The organism is [Zimmermannella] alba NBRC 15616 (assembly GCF_001570905.1).
GTDB lineage: Bacteria > Actinomycetota > Actinomycetes > Actinomycetales > Microbacteriaceae > Pseudoclavibacter > Pseudoclavibacter albus.
The window spans coordinates 41,650-60,818 of record NZ_BCSO01000006.1; the positions used below are offsets into that span (position 1 = coordinate 41,650).

Genomic DNA, 19,169 nt, shown 5'->3' on the forward strand with positions numbered 1-19,169 from the left:
TCACGTACAGTTTTTCTCGCGTGAACCTCAGGGAATTACCGTGCCGCGAGGGCCACTCGGCTCCATGTCGTTCGTCACTCCCCGAGATCAGGAATCCATATGTGCAACAGCTGTTCGCATGCGCCAGAACGCCCCGACTGGGCTCGCTCCGAAGTGAGCGATGACGCGCTCGACGAACTCTCGCTCAGCCGCCGTCGCCTCATGCAGGCTGCCGCAGCCATCGCAGGGACCATGGCGCTCGGTGCAGCCGGAACGTCGCAGGCTCCCGCTGCCATGGCAGCACCGCTCGCGCCGCGAGTGAACAACACGGGGGAATACGACTACCTCGTGGGTGACCACCACGTGCACTCGCAGTACAGCTACGACGCGAAGTACAAGATCTCGATGCAGCTCGACAACGCTGAGAGGTTCGGGCTCGACTGGATGGCCTTCACGGACCACTCAAACATCGGTTACGCCAACCGTGGTGGCCTGCTCAACTCTCACGCAGAGATCGTTCGGGAGCGTGCGGCACGTCCGAACCTCATGATCTTCCAGGGCCTTGAATGGTGGATCCCGGGTGCCGAACACGGCACCCTCCTCGTCCCGCCCTGCACGAACGACACTCGTCTCATCCGGCTCTTCCAGCTCGCCCACGACGGCCGCCTCAACGGCATGGAGAAGCCCGAGCGCGGCACACAGCAGGAGCAAGACTGGGAAGCCAAGGCCGTCAAGGCGATCCAATGGCTCAAGACACAGCGGGACAACGGCTTCGTGGATGACATTGTCGTGCTCGCGAACCACCCGATGCGTCTTGGCATCAACTCGCCCCACGAGATGCGTGCCTGGCGCGATGCTGCGCCGGAACTGTTCATCGGGATGGAAGGTGCACCGGGGGCGCAGGCCTACGCCTACGCGACGAACGTCGACCCGGGTGACGTCCGCGGCGAGTACACGAACGGTCCTGGCGGCAGCTACGGCCAGTCCACCTATCTCGGCTACGCGGAGGCGCTGTACAAGACCTTTGGCGGTTTCGACTCCATGACGGCGCTTGTCGGCGGCCTCTGGGACTCGATGCTCGCCGAAGGCAAGCCGTTCTGGATCACTTCCAACAGCGACAACCACCTCACGGCCCGCGACACGTGGCGGTTCGACGAAACCAAGTACCCCGACACGCCTGCCTACCAGGCGGCTGGCTCAGAGCGGAAGAAGTACGAGGTCGCGGGGCGGCGCCCCGACCCGGTTGCGACGAACACCCCGCAGGGCGGATCCGATTTCTGGCCTGGTCAGTTCTCGCGCACCCACACCGGCGTCACCGAGCGAAGCTACCGCGGCGTCCTCGACGCGATGCGGGCCGGGCGCATGTGGGTCGACCACGGTCATCTCATCAACGGATTCGAAGCTCGCGTTCGCGTGGTCGGTTCAGCAGAGCGGGGCGTCACGCTCGGCGGACGCCTCCAGGCACCGAAGGGCTCGGATATTGAGATCGAGCTGACCGTTACCCCGACCACCTACGCAAACTCGTTCGGGATCACGCCGAAACTTGCGCACCTCGACATCATCGAGGGCCTCGTGACGGGACCAGTCACCGACCCGGACACGCTCACGACGCCGAATACGAAGGTGCGCGAGCAGATCGATACGAGCAGCAACGGGAGCGAACCGTTCACGATCAAGCGCGTGTTGCGCGGGGTCGACAGCTCGCGCTACGTTCGGTTCCGCGGATCGGATGGCCGTCGAAACGGTCCCGGGTACTACGGCGCGGACATCGACCCGGCTGGCCCGCAGCCTCACGGATACGACGTGAGTCCGACCGCAGACGAAGGCAACCCGTGGCTCGACACGTGGTTCTACTCGAACCCCATCTTCATTGACGTGAAGTAGGTCGATCCCTGAAGGCGGGGAGGAGCAGCACGCTGCTCCTCCCCGCCATCGTTTGCTCATCACCGAGGGAACATCGACAATGAACAGATGCCAACCGCCCGCAACGGAGCAGGGCATGGAAGGACATCCACGTGAATCTCTCCGACACCGCACGTCAGATCGAGGCCGAGCTCATCGCACTTCGCCGTGAGCTGCACTGCCACCCTGAGCCTGGTCTCGAGTTGCCGTGGACGCAGCGACGGCTCCTGGACGAACTTGAGCAGCTCCCGGTCGAGGTCACGCTCGGAACAACAAGCTCGTCCATTACCGCGGTGCTACGTGGTGGCGCCGTGACAGTGGCTCCAGCACCCGCCGTCCTGATCCGGGGTGACATGGATGCGCTTCCGGTCACCGAGGACACTGGTCTGAGCTTTGCTTCAGAGATTCCGGGTGCCATGCACGCCTGCGGCCACGATCTGCACATGACGATGGCGGTCGGCGCAGCAAAGATCCTCGCGGCTCATCGCAAGGAACTCGTCGGCGACGTCGTGTTCATGTTTCAGCCGGGCGAAGAGGGGCATGACGGTGCCCAACGGATGCTCGACGAAGGTGTGCTTGACGCATCCGGTACGCGAGTGAGCGCCGCGTACGCGCTGCACGTGTTCAGTTCGCAGATTCCCCACGGGAAGTTCATAGTTCGTGAGGGCGCAGTCATGAGCGCGTCCGACACGGTGATCTTCCGGGTGCGGGGGAAGGGCGGACACGGCTCGACACCGCATCGTGCGATCGACCCGATTTCTGCGAGCGCCGCGATGATTCACAGCCTGCACCAGATGGTCACCCGCGAAATCAGCCCATTCCGTCCAGTCGTCCTGAGTTTTGGTGCCATCAACGGCGGCCACATCGAGAACGTCATTCCCGATGTCGTCGAGGTGAAAGCGACGGTGCGCAGCTTCGATGACGAAACGCGTCGTCACATGCAGGAAGCGATAATCCGGGTGCTCCGCGGGGTTGCCGAGGCGCACCGCGTCGACGTCGAGATCGACTACACGCTGCTCTATCCGCCGACGGTGAATGCTGCAGAGGAGTGCGAACTCGCGCGCGAGGTCATCACAGAACTCTTCGGTGAAGATCGCGTCTTGACCGCTGTTGAGCCGATGTCGGCCTCCGAGGACTTCTCGAAGGTGCTCGCCAAGGTGCCCGGCATCTTCATCCCGATCGGCGCCGGTCACCCGGACGTCGAGGTCGAAGATGGCCCCTTCAACCACGCACCTCAAGCCGACTTCACCGAGGGCATTCTCTGGGAGGGCGCTGCACTTCTCGCAGGACTAGCTAGCGCCCGGCTCGCGCGCCTCGTAGGCTGACACTCTCTCGAATCGGAATGCGATTTGAACCACCGCGAATCATCGCCCCACGCAAGGAGACTTGATGACCGAAACCACCGCGACGACGGGAACGGCTGCACCGTCGCAGCTCACCCCCGCCGAACGGCAGGCCGTTCGCAAAAACCTCATCGGCATTGGCATGGGCAATCTGCTTGAGTGGTTTGACTGGAACGTCTACACCACTTTTGCCGTCTACCTCGCTGCCCAGGCGTTCTCGAAGGAAGACCCGACCTCGGCGTTCCTGCAGACGCTCGCAACATTCGCGGTCGGCTTCATCGCTCGCCCCTTCGGTGGCTTCCTCTTCGGATGGATCGGTGACCGCCGCGGCCGTAAGTTCTCGCTCACCCTCGCGATCCTCTTCGCATCCTTCGGCAGCCTCCTCATCGCCGCGCTCCCGAGCTTTACCGACGTGGGCGTGTTCGCCTCGCTCACGCTCGTGGTCGCCCGCATCATCCAGGGCCTCGCACACGGCGGTGAGCTGCCCTCCTCGCAGGTGTTCCTCTCGGAGGTTGCTCCCGACCGTCACCGCGGCCTCTGGTCGAGCTGGATTTACGTCTCCGGTACCGCGGGTGTGCTCCTCGGTGTCATCTTCGGCGCAATTCTCAATATGACCCTCACGCCGGAGCAGCTCGACAGCTTCGGCTGGCGCATCCCCTTCGTCGTCGGTGCGCTCGCGGGCCTCTACACGCTCTACCTGCGCCGCAACATGAAGGAGACCGACAACTTCACGGAGGCGCAGGAGGCGGGCCTCATCCGCGAAAACATCTTCCTGCAGCTGTTCCGCCACTGGGACGCCGCACTCAAGGTTATCGGCCTCACCGTCGGCATCACGGTCGCGTACTACGTGTGGGCGATTAGCGCGCCGACCTATGCGAACAAGGTGCTCGGCATGGACCGCGGCGAGACGCTGTGGGCGGGCATCATCGGCAACATCGTGCTTATCATCGCTCTGCCGATCTGGGGCATCGTTGCCGATCGTTGGGGCCGTAAGCCCGTCATGATGCTGAGCGCCTTCTCGACGGCGGCACTCACGCTCCCGCTCAACGCGATCGAGCTCGACAACTTTGTCTCGCTCACGCTCGGCATCTCGGGCATGTCGATGCTGCTCGCGGGCGCGCTCTCCATCATGCCGGCCCTGTTTGCCGAGCTGTTCCCAGCAGAGGTTCGCACCGCTGGAGTTGGCCTTCCCTACTCGATCGCGGTGGCGCTCTTCGGCGGTACCGCGCCGATGCTGCAGGCATGGTCGGCGGACCTCGCCTTCGACTTCTTCCCGTACTACGTGGTGGGCCTGCTCATCCTCACTGGATGCACGGTCTTCCTCACCCGCGAGACGAAGGGCATCGTGCTCGACGAAGCACACAAGCACTAGCGCGTAGCACAGAACACAGTGGTGGCCCCGGGGAACGTCCCCGGGGCCACCACTGTTGGTGGGACGCTATGCGGCGAGACCGCGGCGCTTCAAGAGCGGCTGAATCTCAGCATCCCGGCCCATGAAGGAGCGGAACGCTTCCATCGGGTCCTTCGCGCCACCAACGCTGAGCACTTCGCGGCGGAACCGCTCGCCATTCTCGCGAGTTGCGCCGTTCTTCGTGAACCACTCGGCCGTGTCGGCATCCAGCACCTCAGCCCAGATATAGCTGTAGTAGCCCGCGCTGTAGCCACCCGAGAAGATGTGCTGGAAGTACGGTGTCGAATAGCGAGGCGGAACGACAGGGTTGAGGAGCCCCGCACGTTCGAGGGCAGCACGTTCGAAGGCCTCAACATCGGTGACGGCGTCGGCTTCTGCGCGGGAGAGCGTGTGCCATGCGTGGTCAACGACCGTCGCGGCGAGATACTCGCTCGTGCTGAAACCTTCACCCCAGAGTGATGCGGCACGAATCTTCTCGATCGTCTCGCGGGGGAGCGCCTCATCCGTCTCAATGTGACGGGCGTACTTCGCCGCGAGCTCCGGCCACAGCATCCACATCTCGTTCACCTGGCTCGGGAACTCGACAAAGTCACGCGGCACGTTCGTACCACCGAAGCTCGGGTACTCCACCTGCCCAAAGAGGCCGTGGAGGGCGTGCCCGAACTCGTGGAACATCGTGATCGTCTCGTCGAAGGTGAGCAGCGTCGGCATGCCCTTCGGCGGCTTCGGCACGTTGAGGACGTTGACGACGACGGTGGGCTTGTTCTCGAGACGGTTCTGCTGCACGAAGTCGGTCATCCACGCGCCACCGCGCTTCGAGTCACGCGTGTAGAGGTCGAGCATGAAGAGACCCACGGGGGAGCCGTCCTCGTTCGAGACCTCGAACACGCGGACGTCCTCGTGGTAGACCGGCAGGTCGTGACGCTCGGCAAAGGTGATGCCGTAGAGCGCCGTCGCACCCGCGAACACGCCATCCTTGAGCACGCGCTCCGCCTCAAAGTAGGGGCGAAGGGCTGCCGCGTCAACCGCGTAGTCGTGGGCACGAACCTTGGCCGCGTAGTAGGCGAAGTCCCACGGTTCGAGCGTGAAGCTCTCCTCGCCGCGGGCAGCCTGCTCTTCGTCGATGAAGCGCTGCAGACGCTCCTGCTCAGCGGCAGCGTTTCGAGCCGCGGGAGCAACGAGGAGCTCGAGGCGTTCCGTGATCGCCTTCGCGCTCTTGGCCATTGCATCCTCGGCGACATAGTCGGCGTGGCTCGCGTAACCGAGGATCTCGGCGCGCTCGGCGCGAAGCTTCACCATCTCGAGGCCGATCGCGCGGGTGTCGTGCTCGTTGCCGCGCGAACCACGGGCACGAGATGCCTCGAAGAGGCGCTGGCGCGTCGGGCGGTGTTCGAGAGACTCCATGATCGGCTGGCTCGTCGGAAGCACGAGCGTGAGCACGAACTTGCCGTCGAGACTGCGTTCCTTCGCAACCGCCCTAGCCGCCTCGATGTCCGCTTCGCTGAGACCCGCGAGTTCCTCGCGGCTGTCGACGACGAGAGCCAGATCGTTCGTGTCGGCAAGCAGGTGCTGCTCGAATGACGTGGCAAGGCTCGAAAGGCGTCCGTTGATTTCGCTCAGTCGCGACTTGCTCGCCTCGTCGAGGAACGCGCCTGCCCGTCGGAACGCGGCAAGCGTCTCGGTGACCAGACGCTGATCTTCACTGCTGCGCTCGGCAAGTGAAGGGTCATTGGCGACAGCCTGCACCCGCTCAGCCAGTCGTGTGTTTTGCAGGATTGCGTCGCTGTGGGCGGCAAACTTCGGTGCGTACTCACTCTCCAGCTCGTCGAGAAACTCGTCGCTATCGGTGCCGGAGAGATTGTTCATGACCGTGCTCACACGATTGAGAAGCGCGCCAGCACGCTCCAGTGCAACGAGCGTGTTGTCGAAACTTGCCGGTTCAGGATTGCTCGCGATTGCCTCAACCTCGGCACGTTCTTCACGGAATCCAGCCTCAAGGGCAGGGCGGAAGTGCTCATCACGGATGGCGTCAAACGGCGGCATCTCAAACGGGAGCGTGCTCCGTGACGCGAACGGGTTGGTAGCAGGAAGCGTCATTGCATCAGTCATGCCGACCAGCGTATGACGCTCCATGCGGTAAGACGGTGCCCTTATGGAAAGAGTTCGTCGTCCTCGTCTGAATCGTCCAACTCGCTCTCAGCACTCTGGCGACCGACTGAACCGTCGGGAAGCTCCCGCAGCCGGAGGCCATCGTCGTGTTCCGCAACCGCCCGGCCTTCGAGCCAGGTGAGTGTCCACCAGCCATCCGGCGTTGCTTCTGCCGCGAGCACGGCGTCGCGAAGCGCCGAAGGCAGGGACGAGGGCGGAGCTTCGGTTGTGCGCCAGCGGGTTCCGATCTGCATGCGAGACATCCTTTCATGGCGCAGCTCTGCGACGATCAACTTACGTGTACGACGATGTTCGGCCTGGAGCGCCAAGCTGTTCCACCGGGCCCTCGGAGGTAACCGTGGAAGGCTCCTCGCGGCGCCTACGTTGGCTCTTGGGCTCGCGAGTCACCTCGACCGGGCCAGTGTCGCCGGACGGCACCGTAATGCCGTAGTGCTCGTAGAGCGTTGTTTCTTCATCGGCTGTGAGATGGCCTTCGCGGTGTTTGATTCGGGGAGCACGCTGAATGGCGCGTCGGGTGACGGCGACGACAACGCCTCGCGGGCGGATCCTGGCATCCTCCAGCGGAACAAGTGCGCTGTGCCCCCAAAGAAAGCCCGTTCGGACTATGGCCCAACTGGGGAGTCGATACCGGTCGTCGAGAAAAATGCGGTCGAGTGTGCCGAGCGCCGCGCCGTTGCAGTCGTAGACGCGGCGCCCAAGGAGCCGCTGCAGCGGCATCGCAGGAAGCATCGCGGTCTCCTTTCTTGAACCCAGAACTCACGATCCTGTGTGTGAGGAGCATAGGCAGCGGTTCTGCGTAGATCTTGGCCATAGGCCGGTCATCAGCTGGGACTTCTGCGTTTGAGCGGCGTGCGGGGAGCACCGGGACCGTGGTGGTGGCGGACGCGGGCGTACAAGCGTTTGGCCCCGGACCGAAGTCCAGGGCCAAAGGTGATCGCTGGCAGAGTGCGAACTAGTGGCGCGCCTGACCGTTGTTGTCGAGGTTCTCGCCTTCGACCTCAATGTGCTCGCGGGCAACTTCACCCTGCACGGTCTGCTGCTCGGTGACCTGCTCCTTGCCGATGCGGACGTGCTCGGTCTCGACGGTCTCCTTGCCGACCACGGGGCGCTCCTCACGGAGGGTGATCGTCTCGTCGATCGTCTCGGCGTTGTCGTGGTCGATGCCACCAGCAACCGGGCGACCCTCAGCGGGCTCGCGGTCGACGACGAGGCGCTCCTTTGAGACGGGAACCGAAACCTGCTGCTGCTCGGTGGTCACGTACTTGCGAATGCGAACCTGGCCCGCCTGGCGCTCCTCGGTGCCGACCTTGAGACGCTCCTCGTGCGCCGTTGCGTCGATGTCGCCGTGAGCAACGTTGCGCTCGCGGTCGAGGTCGCGGTCAGCGACGTCCTGGCCGGCAACGCCCTGGCCAGCAACGCCCTGCGTGTGAGCGTCACGGTCTGCGTCACCAAGCTGTCCGTGCTGGGTGGTGGTGCCTTCACCGAGGTCGTAGTAACGGTAGAGCTCAGCCTCTTCCTCAGGCGTGAGGTGGCCGTTGTCAACGTCGATGTTCGGTGCGTCCTTCACGAGACCCTTCTCGTAGGCGACCTGAAGGTCGTCGCCGTTCTGCTGCGCGCCCTGAAGCGGGATGAAGGTTTCCTTCGTGCCAAAGAGGCCGGTGTTGACCGTCACCCAGGTGGGCTCGTTCGTGCGGTCGTCAAGGAACACCTGGCCGACCGAGCCGATCTTGTCGCCGGTCGAGTCGATGGCCTTGGCGCCGATGACGCGGTCAATGTTGTCGTGCGTGAACATTCGTCCTCCTGCTGTCGGTGTGAACAGTCCCTGACCAGAGCGAGCAGATCTCGCGTTCTGTCTGATCAACAACAGCTTCGACGTTAGGAGGCGAACATTGGGATGCCATGGCCGTCGGCACAGCGTCCCATGACCGTCCACTGCACGTCCCATGACCGTCGACCGAGCGGTGTCTGATCGGCTGCAGTGGATCCCCTGAATGCGGAGCGGCTCCGGCATCCCCACGAAGGGGACGCCGGAGCCGCTCGATGCCTGGCCTGGCTAGGCTTGCTTCGGGGGAAGCTCGCCGAGCTCGATGTCGCGAACGCTGAGCTCGTCTGCAGCTTCGAAGCTCAGCGACTCGATCCGACCGACGCTCGCGAGATCGCCCTGCACTTGCTCGAGGAGCGCGACGTCCTCTGCCGGAGCCGCGATCGTTGCGCGCAGCACCGGCGTCTTCTGCGAGGCCTTCGCGTCGGTCTTCGCACCACGGATCGAGGTGAGAGCCTGGCTGGTGAGCTCGAGCAGGCGCGTGTCGCCTGCCTCGGCAGCGAGTGCATCTGCCGGAACCGGCCAGCTCGCGAGGTGCACCGAGCTCTCGTGCGTCCACGACCAGGTCTCTTCGGTGGCGAAGGGGATGAACGGCGCGAACAGACGGAGCATGACATCCACGGCGCGACGCATGGCCACAACCGCCGAGACGCGTGCCGGGTCGTTGACGTCCTCCGTGTAGGCGCGCTCCTTGACGAGCTCGAGGTAGTCGTCGCAGAACGTCCAGAAGAACGCCTCGGTGACCTCGAGTGCGCGGGCGTGGTTGAACTCGTCGAAGGCTGCCGTCGCCTGCTCGATCACGGTGCCGAGGGCGGTGAGCATGGCGCGGTCGAGCGGCTCGGTGACGCGCTCGACGCTCGCCTCACCCTCGAGCTCGTAGCGGAGGACGAGCTTTGAGGCGTTGAGCACCTTGATCGCGAGACGGCGACCGATCTTGATCTGCGTCGGGTTCTTTGGGTCGAAGGCGGCATCCGTGCCGAGGCGGCTCGAGGCTGCCCAATAGCGGACGGCGTCCGAACCGTGCTGGTCGAGCATGTCGGCCGGCGTGACCACGTTGCCCTTCGACTTCGACATCTTCTTGCGGTCGGGGTCGACGATGAAGCCGGAGATCGTGGCGTTCTTCCACGGCACGACGCCGTGCTCGAGCTCCGAACGAAGGAGCGTCGAGAACAGCCACGTGCGGATGATGTCCTGACCCTGCGGGCGGACGTCGTAGGGGAAGACGAGGTCGAAGAGTTCCGGATCGCGCTCCCAGCCACCCGCGAGCTGCGGGGTGAGGGAGGAGGTCATCCAGGTGTCCATGACGTCCACCTCGCCGATGAAGCCGCCAGGCACGCCGCGCTGCGATTCCTCGTAGCCGGCCGGGACGTCGGTCGAGGGGTCAACCGGGAGCTGCTCGGGCGTTGCCGCGATGGCCTTGTCGTAGATCGGCTCACCCTCGGCGTCGAGCGGGTACCACACCGGGATCGGCACACCGAAGAAGCGTTGACGCGAAATGAGCCAGTCGCCCGTGAGACCCTCGACCCAGTTCTCGAAGCGCACGCGCATGAAGTCGGGCCAGAAGTCCATCTCGCGACCGCGCTGGATGAGGCGGGCGCGGAGGTCCTCATCGCTCGCACCGTTCTTCACGTACCACTGGCGCGTGGAGACGATCTCGAGCGGCTTGTCGCCCTTCTCGAAGAACTTCACGGGGTGCTGGATGGGCTTCGGGTCGCCAACCATGTCGCCCGAATCCTGCAGCATCTCAACGATGGCCTTCTTCGCCGAGAAGATCGTCTTGCCGGCGAGCTCGGCGTAGGCAGCCTTGCCACCCTCGGAGGTGATGGCTTCCGGTGCCTCGGCGATGATGCGGCCGTCCTTGCCGATGACCGAGCGGTTCGGGAGGCTGAGCTCGCGCCACCAGATGACGTCGGTCACGTCACCGAAGGTACAAATCATGGCGATACCGGCGCCCTTGTCGGGCTGAGCCAGCTTGTGGGCAAGGACAGGCACCTCGACACCGAAGAGCGGGGTCGTGACGGTCGTGCCAAAGATCGGCTGGTAGCGCTCGTCATCCGGGTGGGCCACGAGCGCAACACAGGCGGGAAGCAGCTCAGGGCGGGTGGTCTCGATGAAGACCTTCTCGCCGTCGGGCTTCGTGAAGCCGAGGCGGTGGTAGGCGCCGGGCTGGTCGCGGTCCTCAAGCTCGGCCTGAGCAACGGCGGTGCGGAAGGTGACATCCCAGAGGGTAGGGGCATCGGCCTGGTATGCCTCGCCACGCTCGATGTTCTTCACGAAGGCAAGCTGCGACTGCGCACGGGCCTCGTCACCGATCGTGCGGTAGGTCTGCGTCCAGTCGACCGAGAGACCGAGCTGACGCCAGAGCGCCTCGAAGGCCTTCTCGTCTTCGACCGTGAGCTTTTCGCAGAGTTCAATGAAGTTGCGGCGTGAAATCGGCTGCTGGTCGGCCGCCTTGATCGACTTGCCGTCGCCACCGTCGTGCGGCGGGACGAAGTTCTCGATGTAGGGGAGGGACGGGTCGCAGCGCACACCGTAGTAGTTCTGCACGCGACGCTCGGTGGGAAGACCGTTGTCGTCCCATCCCATCGGGTAGAAGACGCGCTTACCCTGCATGCGCTGGTAGCGGGACACAACATCCGTGTGCGTGTACGAGAACACGTGGCCAATGTGGAGCGAGCCGGATGCCGTCGGCGGGGGAGTGTCGACCGAGTACACCTCGGCGCGAGTGGCACCCTCACGGTTGAAACGGTGGATGCCGTCCGTCTCCCAACGTTCACCCCACTTCGACTCGAGGCCTTCGAGCTTGGGCTTGTCCGGGATATTCGCGGGCGTGGAAGTCATTGGCCATCCTTCTGTCGATGTGGGCGGCACCGAGTCCTGGGGTGCCTTGATGTGACCTCGACAACCCTACCCGGAGCGGAGCGAACTTCCCACGATCATGCGGGCGACCACCGACATTGTTGAGGAGGCCGACCCGAGCACTGCTCAACGGGCGTCGCCTGACTGCATGATGTCGCACGTGCTCCTCCGCAACGTTGACATTCTTGATCTCTCGTTGTCGGCTGAGTCGCGAGTGGGTGAGGCGCTTGATGTGCGAATCGAAGGTGGCCGCATCACCGAGATTGGTGAGGGCCTCGCAGCGGGTGGCGCCATCGTCCACAAGGGCAACGGCGGCTACCTTGCGCCGGGACTCTGGGATGAACACGTCCACCTGAGCCAGTGGGTGCTCGGTTCGCAGCGCATCAACACGGGCGGCGGCGTGCGTGAGATCGTCGAAGGGATGACGGCAGACCTCATCTTGCTCGAGGAGAACCCGCTCGAGTTCACCGGCAGCTCGCGTGAGGTGTTCGAGCGGCTCACCGCCGTGCGACCGCTCGCAACCTTCCTTGAAGGCGAGCTCGTCGCCGAGCGCTAGGCCCGGCCACCGAGCCAGGCACGACGAGGGGCCACGCCGCACACCGGCGTGGCCCCTCGTGTTCATCGCGGTACTACTTCGAGTAGTCGATCACGATGCGGCCATCGATGGCACCGCGGTGCATTTCGTCGAAGATGTCGTTGATCTCGTCGAGGGTGCGGGTGGTGAGCGTCGGCTTGATGAGGCCACGAGCGAAGAAATCGAGCGCCTCGACCATGTCCTGACGCGTACCCACGATCGAGCCGCGAATGGTGATGCGGTTGAGGACGATGTCGAAGATCGGCACCTCGGTCTTCGCCGGCGGAAGGCCAACGAACACAATCGTGCCGAGCTTGCGCGACATGCCAATGGCCTGATCGAAAGCCTGCGGGTGGACTGCGGTCACGAGGATGCCGTGCGCGCCGCCCTGCGTGGCTTCAACGACAGCCGGAACCGGGTCGCCGTCCTTGGCATTCACGACGACCTCTGCACCGTGCTTCTTTGCCAGCTCGAGCTTGTCGTCAGCGATGTCGACGGCCACGACGCGCATGCCCATGGCGACGGCGTACTGCACCGCCACGTGGCCGAGACCGCCAATACCCGAAATGACGACCCACTGGCCGGGCTTCACCTCGGTTTCCTTGAGGCCCTTGTAGACGGTGACGCCAGCGCAGAGGATCGGGGCCGCCTCGATCGGGTCAACGCCCTCCGGAATGCGCGGTGCGTACCGGGCATCGACGAGCATGTACTCGCCGAACGAGCCGTTCACCGTGTAGCCACCAAGTTGTTCGTCGGCACAGAGCGTTTCCCATCCCTGGCGGCAAAACTCGCACTTGCCACAGGCCGACCACATCCATGCGTTGCCGACCATGTCGCCAACCTTGAGGTCGTCGACGTCGGGGCCGACTGCCTCAACTACACCGACGCCTTCGTGGCCGGGCACGAACGGGGGAGCCGGCTTCACCGGCCAGTCACCCTCAGCAGCGTGAAGGTCGGTGTGGCACACGCCTGACGCGACGAGCTTCACGAGCGCCTGGTGCGGTCCGGGCGTGGGCTTCTCCATCTCGTTGACATCGAGCGGAGCATCGAACGAGCGAACAATTGCAGCCTTCATGGCGGGTTCCTTCCCTCGGGCAGGGACCGAACGGGCATCGGCGCCTCTGCCGCACTTCCATCGTGACTGCTCAATCCGTCGAGGTGGTAGCCCTTCGGCGACATCGTGAGGAACTTCACGGATGTAAGGACGAACCATTCTCAACATGAAGGGCGGGGCTGCAGCTTTTGCCGCAACCCCGCCCCGCAATGTGACGTGCTCAGTGCTTAGACCTCGGCGTTGTCCTTGAGCTTGTCCTTGAGCTCAGCGTCGACACGGGCGAGCTCGGAGCGGATGGCCTCCGGCAGCTTCTCGCCGAGTTCGTCGAAGTACTCGCTCGTGACATCCATCTCGATGAGCCATGCGCGAGCCGGGACGTCGAAGAGCTTCTCCATGTCGCGCTCGGACACCTCGATGCCCTCGAGGTTGATGTCGTCAATCTTCGGGAGGTAGCCGATCGGCTCGTCAACAGCGTCCACCGCGCCATCAAGGCGGTCCATGATCCACTGCACGGCCCGGATGTTCTCGCCGAAGCCGGGCCAGAGGTACTTCCCGTCTTCGTCCTTGCGGAACCAGTTCACCTGGAAGATGCGCGGAGCCTTGTCACCAAGCTTTTCGCCCATCTTGAGCCAGTGGCCCCAGTAGTCGGCCATGTGGTAGCCAGCGAAGGGCTGCATGGCGAAGGGGTCGCGGCGAAGCTTGCCGACCGGGCCCTCAGCGGCAGCGGTCTGCTCCGAGGCGAGCGTGGCGCCCATGAATGCGCCGTGCTGCCAGCTCTTCGACTCCATGACGAGCGGGACGTTCGAGGCGCGGCGGCCACCGAAGAGGATTGCGTCGACCGGCACACCGTCAGCCTCCTGCCAATCGGCAGAGATCGAGGGGCACTGCTCGGCGCGGACGCAGAAGCGGGCGTTCGGGTGTGCTGCGGGGGTCTCGGACTCGGGCGTCCAGTCGTTGCCGAGCCAGTCGATGAGGTGCTCGGGCGCCTCCTTCGTCATGCCCTCCCACCAGACGTCGCCGTCATCAGTGAGTGCAACGTTCGTGAAGATCGTGTTCTTTTCGATCGACTCCATGGCTACCGGGTTCGTCGAGAAACCCGTACCGGGTGCAACACCGAAGAATCCAAACTCCGGGTTGATGGCGTGGAGGCGGCCGTCCTGGCCCTTGCGCATCCACACGATGTCGTCGCCGAGGGTCTCGACCTTCCAGCCCGGAAGCTTCGGACGCATCATGGCGAGGTTCGTCTTGCCGCAGGCCGAGGGGAAGCCCGCAGCAATGTTGCGCGAGACGCCATCCGGCGAGGTGACCTTGATGAGGAGCATGTGCTCGGCCATCCACATCTCGTCACGAGCCATGACGCTCGCGATGCGGAGGGCGAAGCACTTCTTACCGAGCAGGGCGTTGCCGCCGTAGCCCGAACCGTACGAGATGATCTCGCGGGTCTCGGGGAAGTGGGTGATGTACTTCGTCTCGTTGTGCGGCCAGGCGACGTCTTCACGCGTGTTGCCGTCAGCGTCAACAAGCGGGTAGCCCACCGTGTGGAGTGCCGGAACCCACTGGGTGTCGGGCGTGAGGTACTTGAGCGCCTCGTCACCAGCACGCGTCATGAGCGCCATGCTCGCGACAACGTAGGGGGAGTCGGTGATCTCGACACCGTACTGCGTGATGGCGCCGCCGAGGGGGCCCATCGCGAAGGGAACGACGTACATCGTGCGGCCGCGCATCGAACCGTCGAGAAGCGGGTTGAGTTCAGCCTTCATCTCGGCCGGTGCACGCCAGTTGTTCGTGGGGCCGGCGTCTTCTTCACGCTCCGAGCAGATGAAGGTGCGGCTCTCAACACGGGCGACGTCGTCCGGGTTCGAGCGAGCCAGGTACGAGCCGGGGCGCTTCTCTTCGTTGAGCTTGATGAGGGTGCCTGCGGCGACCATCTCTTCGGCGAGGCGGTCGAACTCGGCCTGCGAGCCGTCGCACCACACAACCTTCGCGGGCTTCGTGAGCTCCGCGATGCTCGCGACCCAAGCGTTGATCTCAGGGTTTTCGGAGCGCTGAGGGATGTCAGCGGGGGACACGATGGAGGTTTCGCTCATGTGTGGTGCCTTCACGTTTTCCGGTGGGTAACGGCTTCCTTCAAGTGTCGCGCATTCGCCAGGATTTCGCTCGCAGTTCACCTATAAAATTTCGGAAAAATTCACAAGCTCGCAAGAATCTGGGGCTGTTGTGGTGGGATCTCTGGGGTTTACGCTCGAACAACGAGAGAATTTTGCTCAAGGGCACGAAGGCGCGTTGTTGGCGTCAACGCGCAGGTGACCACCAGGTCAACTCGAGAAAGGAAGCGTTCGTATGGACAAGCTCGTCCTCGGACGACGCATCCGCTTCTTCCGGAAAGAGCGCGGGCTCACCCTTGAGGGCCTCGGCGAACTCGTCAACATGCTGCCGAGCCAGCTCTCGCTCATCGAGAACGGCAAGCGCGAGCCGAAGCTCTCGGTGCTGCAGGCGCTCGCGGAGGCATTCGAGCTTGAACTGAGTGAACTTGTCGCCAACCGTCCGCCCGACGAGCGTTCGCGCCTCGAGCTCGACGTTGAACGGGCGCAGAGCTCTGAACTGTACGCGGGACTCAACCTTCCTCGCCTCGGCTCCACGAAGGGCCTCTCTGATGACGTCCTCCGGGTGATCGCGGGGATGCACCGCGAACTTGAACGACGTGAAGTTGAAGCAAGCCTCACACCCGAAGAAGCTCGTCGCGCGAACACGGAACTGCGTCTGTGGCTCCGCGAACGCAACAACTACATGCCCGAGCTTGAAGAAGCTGCCGACCGGCTCATGTCGAACGTTGAGCCCGCTCGCGGTGCGCTCGCGCATCACACAGTCGCCAAGCTCGCCAAGCACCTCGGCTTCGAGCTCATTTACGTCAATGACCTGCCTGATTCGACCCGGTCGATTACTGATTTGGAAAACGGCCGCATCTACCTCCCGCCGGCATCCATCCCTGGCGGGCACGGGCTTCGCGCCATGGCGCTGCAGGCGATGGCGCACCGCGTCCTCGGCCACAACCGCCCCCGCGACTACGCCGACTTCCTCCGGCAGCGCCTCGAAATCAACTACTTCGCCGCGGCCTGCCTCATGCCACGCGACCGCTCAGTGGCATTCCTCGCCGAAGCGAAGAAGCGCCGCGATCTCGCGGTAGAAGACTTCCGCGACGCCTTCGGCGTGACGCACGAGGCGGCAGCGCTTCGCATGACGAACCTCCTCACGAGCCACCTCGATATTCCGCTGCACTTCCTGCGCGTGAACGATCAAGGCGCGATCATGAAGGTGTACGAGAACGACGGGCTGCCGCTGCCCGAGGACGTCACCGGCTCCATCGAAGGCCAATTTGTGTGCCGCAAGTTCTCAGCCCGACGCGCCTTCGAGCGCACCAACCGCACGACCGAGACGTACCAGTACACCGACACCCCGCAGGGCACCTACTGGTGCTCGACGCAGACCGGCCACACCACGCGTGGCGAGTTCTCGATCACGATCGGTGCGCCCTTCGACGAAGCGCGGTGGTTCCGTGGCCGTGAGGGAAGTGGACGCCTCACCTCGACCTGCCCGGACGACCCCACCTGTTGCCGGACCGCGCCGAAGGAACTCAACGAACGCTGGGCGATGAAGGCGTGGCCAAGTGCACGCGTTCACGCGCACGTGTTCTCGCCGCTGCCCTCGGGCGATTTCCCGGGCGTCGACCAGCGCGAAGTCGTCGAGTTCCTCGACCGTCACGACCGCCGCGAGTAGTGCTCGGCGTTTCGCAGACACCGTAAGCTCACTAGAGAACGCGCAACGGCGAGACGTTCCTCGCCCGCTCGACGCATGTGAAGAGGGGACACATGGCACGATCCCGGGGACGCCCCGCACTCGCCGACCGCGCGCAGATCGACGAGGCTGCAGCCGAGCTCTTCCTGGAACAGGGCTACGAAGCGACGAGCGTCGACGACATCGCCCGTCGGGCCGGCGTCGCCCGCAGCTCTTTCTTCAACCGTGCCGCATCGAAGGCTGACCTCCTGTGGACCTCGGTCGACCACTGGCTCGATGTCGCAGAGCGTGAACTCCTCGAAGGGACGGAGGCTGCGGAAACCGCGCTCGAGCGGGTGGCTGCGCTCTGTGATCGCATCCCGGACGAAGACAAACCTTGGGCCATCGTCCACCGCGACGCCATGGGGACCCGCGATGCACTCCTCATCGGCGTCGGTCCTCGCCTTGCCCGCTACGAGCAGCTCCTCACCCTCGTCTTCGGTGGGCCGCGCACCGCGGAGGCGACTCGTGTACGGGTGCTCATGGCTGTCGTCGCCACGCGGCTCGCAGGGGAGCGATGGGTGCGCGGGAGTGGCGTTCCGCTTGGCGTGCATCTTCGTGAAGTGTGCCGCGAACTTGGCCTTATCGATGCTGATGGCAACCCCGGGAGATAGCCCCCTCCGATCGCTTCAACGGACAACTGCCTTCACTGGTACATGGCGGGCTTGTCGCGCTGCTCGCCCGGCTGCTCGATGGACTGCCGGGATCGAGTGGCACCGGGTTGCTGCACCGTTCGGGTGGAGGGGACGAACGTTCAGCCGCTCCTGCTGTGTGGGCCTACTCGTGGAGCGCCGCAATGTCGGCGGCACTGAGCCGGGTGAGGCCGTGCAGCTCGAGGAGGTACCGGTCGAATCCCGGAGCAGTGAAGCGAAGCGCGCCCCGCTGCGGGGATGCGATGAGGCCCTTGTTGATGAGGCGGCGGCGGAGCTCACTCGTGTCTTGGGCGGTCTTCCCGAGGAGTGCGTTGAGGTCGCGCGCCTGCGCGATGTAGTCAGGGCCCATGACCTGCGCCATAGCCGTGAGGTACTCGCGCTCGGCTGGGCTCGCGTTTCGCCACCGGCTCGGGAAGGACCCCTGTTCGAGGGACTTTGCCACGGACTCGATCGCGCGTGAGGCCATCGCCGTGGTGATCGTGCTCCCGTTCGTGAGCTGCGCGTCCATCTCTTCGGCGGCTCGCCAGCTCGCGTCCCCGAGCTGCTGGATGCGCCACGGATTTCCTTGCGCTGCGCTGAGCGTGAGTTCAATCGCTTCGGGGGACCACGAGACCCCCACGCGTCGCGCTGGTTCGACGAGCGCCTCGAGCGCCGCATCCGGATCGAGGCTGCTCACGGGCAGGAACTGGCTTCGCTCGCCGAAGCTGCTGCCGGAGGCGCCAATAATGACCGGTGTGTCGGGTGTGCCCGCCGCGATGATGGCGAAGGGATGCTTCGAACGCTGAATCATGTGCTGCGTCGCCATGTAGAGCATGTTGATGTCGGCGGGGGAGCCGGTGTGAAGCTCGTCGATAAGCAGCATGAGACCAGCCTTGCCGTTTTCGACGTGCGCGGCGGTGGCGGTCTCGAGGGTTTCCGCGAGCCCCATCGGTCGGTGGTCGCCGTCCTGGAACTCCTTCGTGACCGTGACGAATCCCGTATTGATCTCGATCGAGAACCCGGCGAGGTAGTGCGCGAGCTTCTTCATGAGGGGACGCTCGGCATCGAGCCCATCTTCGAGGCTTTCGGCAACACTCGTCGCAAGCTGCTGCGTGTTGTTGCGGCCACTCGCGACAAAACTCAGGGATGCGGTCGCGAAGCCGTGATCCCGGGCCTGCTCCTCGATGAGGCCAAGGCTCACGGTCTTCCCCATACCTCGCGGGCCCACGAGCACGATCGGCGCGAAGTGCGGCTGGTTGAAACTCGTCATCGCGACCATGGCGTGCTTCGTCTCGCGCAGCAGCTGCTCGCGACCCGCGACGACGAGCGGACGCGCGCCGAAGCCGGGGCGATAGGGGCTCAGGGGAGTGGTGTCCACGCAACCTCCAGGGTTGTTATACAAGGGTCAATGTATAGCAAGATTGGATGCTGTACCTGTTGGTCGAAGATGAAGGCTGCCGAGCACGTGTGCCAGCAAGTGGTGTCAGAGGTGTGGTCTTGAGGTTGCTCACCGGTGAGCGCTGTCGTAGTGGAACGTGACGCGGTGGTCATCGTTTCGGTGGAACTGTCCCACGTGCTCCCCGTCGCGAAAGT

At 64.3% G+C, this 19,169-nt stretch carries 14 protein-coding genes; 6 read left to right on the top strand and 8 right to left on the bottom strand.

The window, feature by feature from the left end:
* Positions 1-153: 153 nt before the first annotated feature.
* From ZAL01S_RS05530 to ZAL01S_RS05540, 3 genes are all read left to right on the top strand, one after another.
* Positions 154-1,863, top strand: a complete 1,710-nt coding sequence (locus ZAL01S_RS05530) for a PHP domain-containing protein (RefSeq protein WP_244875344.1) — start codon at positions 154-156, stop codon at positions 1,861-1,863.
* Positions 1,864-1,994: 131 nt separating this feature from the next.
* On the top strand, positions 1,995-3,206 hold the full coding sequence (locus ZAL01S_RS05535) for a M20 metallopeptidase family protein (protein ID WP_066080937.1): 1,212 nt from the start codon (positions 1,995-1,997) through the stop codon (positions 3,204-3,206).
* Positions 3,207-3,270: 64 nt separating this feature from the next.
* Positions 3,271-4,596, top strand: a complete 1,326-nt coding sequence (locus ZAL01S_RS05540; RefSeq protein WP_066080939.1) for an MFS transporter — start codon at positions 3,271-3,273, stop codon at positions 4,594-4,596.
* 66 nt (positions 4,597-4,662) lie between these two features.
* Here ZAL01S_RS05540 and ZAL01S_RS05545 read toward each other — a convergent pair whose 3' ends face one another.
* The 5 genes from ZAL01S_RS05545 to valS form a co-directional block, all read right to left on the bottom strand.
* Entirely contained in the window at positions 4,663-6,744 is a 2,082-nt protein-coding gene (locus tag ZAL01S_RS05545; protein WP_244875345.1) for a M3 family metallopeptidase, read from the bottom strand.
* Positions 6,745-6,785: 41 nt separating this feature from the next.
* Positions 6,786-7,037 (bottom strand): hypothetical protein, encoded by a 252-nt coding sequence (locus tag ZAL01S_RS05550; protein WP_066080942.1) that lies wholly within the window; start codon positions 7,035-7,037, stop codon positions 6,786-6,788.
* Positions 7,038-7,077: 40 nt separating this feature from the next.
* Positions 7,078-7,533 carry a PRC-barrel domain-containing protein gene (locus tag ZAL01S_RS05555; RefSeq protein WP_066080945.1) on the bottom strand — a complete coding sequence of 152 codons (456 nt, stop codon included), beginning with the start codon at positions 7,531-7,533 and terminating at the stop codon, positions 7,078-7,080.
* A gap of 223 nt (positions 7,534-7,756) precedes the next feature.
* Complete coding sequence (locus ZAL01S_RS05560; protein WP_066080948.1) at positions 7,757-8,596, bottom strand: PRC and DUF2382 domain-containing protein; 840 nt, start codon at positions 8,594-8,596, stop codon at positions 7,757-7,759.
* 261 nt (positions 8,597-8,857) lie between these two features.
* On the bottom strand, positions 8,858-11,467 hold the full coding sequence (gene valS / locus ZAL01S_RS05565; RefSeq protein WP_066080951.1) for a valine--tRNA ligase: 2,610 nt from the start codon (positions 11,465-11,467) through the stop codon (positions 8,858-8,860).
* A gap of 166 nt (positions 11,468-11,633) precedes the next feature.
* Here valS and ZAL01S_RS05570 point away from each other — a divergent pair, with 166 nt between their 5' ends.
* Positions 11,634-12,041, top strand: coding sequence for an amidohydrolase family protein (locus ZAL01S_RS05570; protein WP_159421604.1), 408 nt, complete (start codon positions 11,634-11,636; stop codon positions 12,039-12,041).
* Between the two features lie 73 nt (positions 12,042-12,114).
* Here the strand turns inward: ZAL01S_RS05570 and adhP are convergent, their stop codons facing one another.
* Positions 12,115-13,134: an alcohol dehydrogenase AdhP gene (adhP, locus tag ZAL01S_RS05575; protein WP_066080957.1), complete on the bottom strand. Its 1,020-nt coding sequence runs from the start codon at positions 13,132-13,134 to the stop codon at positions 12,115-12,117.
* A gap of 206 nt (positions 13,135-13,340) precedes the next feature.
* Positions 13,341-15,200 carry a phosphoenolpyruvate carboxykinase (GTP) gene (locus ZAL01S_RS05580; RefSeq protein WP_066081119.1) on the bottom strand — a complete coding sequence of 620 codons (1,860 nt, stop codon included), beginning with the start codon at positions 15,198-15,200 and terminating at the stop codon, positions 13,341-13,343.
* A gap of 253 nt (positions 15,201-15,453) precedes the next feature.
* Between ZAL01S_RS05580 and ZAL01S_RS05585 the strand changes: the two genes are divergently transcribed.
* Both ZAL01S_RS05585 and ZAL01S_RS05590 read left to right on the top strand, forming a co-directional pair.
* Positions 15,454-16,887: an XRE family transcriptional regulator gene (locus tag ZAL01S_RS05585; protein ID WP_066080961.1), complete on the top strand. Its 1,434-nt coding sequence runs from the start codon at positions 15,454-15,456 to the stop codon at positions 16,885-16,887.
* A 92-nt stretch (positions 16,888-16,979) separates the two neighbouring features.
* Complete coding sequence (locus ZAL01S_RS05590; RefSeq protein WP_066080964.1) at positions 16,980-17,558, top strand: TetR/AcrR family transcriptional regulator; 579 nt, start codon at positions 16,980-16,982, stop codon at positions 17,556-17,558.
* A gap of 163 nt (positions 17,559-17,721) precedes the next feature.
* Here ZAL01S_RS05590 and ZAL01S_RS05595 read toward each other — a convergent pair whose 3' ends face one another.
* Positions 17,722-18,954: an AAA family ATPase gene (locus ZAL01S_RS05595; RefSeq protein WP_066080967.1), complete on the bottom strand. Its 1,233-nt coding sequence runs from the start codon at positions 18,952-18,954 to the stop codon at positions 17,722-17,724.
* Positions 18,955-19,169 lie beyond the last annotated feature (215 nt).

Excerpts from the sequence above, each read along its gene's own strand:
- ZAL01S_RS05540 (WP_066080939.1), top strand. The coding sequence starts at position 3,271 with ATGACCGAAACCACCGCGACGACGGGAACGGCTGCACCGTCGCAGCTC.
- ZAL01S_RS05545 (WP_244875345.1), bottom strand. The coding sequence starts at position 6,744 with ATGACTGATGCAATGACGCTTCCTGCTACCAACCCGTTCGCGTCACGG.
- ZAL01S_RS05550 (WP_066080942.1), bottom strand. The coding sequence starts at position 7,037 with ATGCAGATCGGAACCCGCTGGCGCACAACCGAAGCTCCGCCCTCGTCC.
- ZAL01S_RS05555 (WP_066080945.1), bottom strand. The coding sequence starts at position 7,533 with ATGCTTCCTGCGATGCCGCTGCAGCGGCTCCTTGGGCGCCGCGTCTAC.
- ZAL01S_RS05560 (WP_066080948.1), bottom strand. The coding sequence starts at position 8,596 with ATGTTCACGCACGACAACATTGACCGCGTCATCGGCGCCAAGGCCATC.
- valS (WP_066080951.1), bottom strand. The coding sequence starts at position 11,467 with ATGACTTCCACGCCCGCGAATATCCCGGACAAGCCCAAGCTCGAAGGC.
- ZAL01S_RS05570 (WP_159421604.1), top strand. The coding sequence starts at position 11,634 with ATGATGTCGCACGTGCTCCTCCGCAACGTTGACATTCTTGATCTCTCG.
- adhP (WP_066080957.1), bottom strand. The coding sequence starts at position 13,134 with ATGAAGGCTGCAATTGTTCGCTCGTTCGATGCTCCGCTCGATGTCAAC.
- ZAL01S_RS05580 (WP_066081119.1), bottom strand. The coding sequence starts at position 15,200 with ATGAGCGAAACCTCCATCGTGTCCCCCGCTGACATCCCTCAGCGCTCC.
- ZAL01S_RS05585 (WP_066080961.1), top strand. The coding sequence starts at position 15,454 with ATGGACAAGCTCGTCCTCGGACGACGCATCCGCTTCTTCCGGAAAGAG.
- ZAL01S_RS05590 (WP_066080964.1), top strand. The coding sequence starts at position 16,980 with ATGGCACGATCCCGGGGACGCCCCGCACTCGCCGACCGCGCGCAGATC.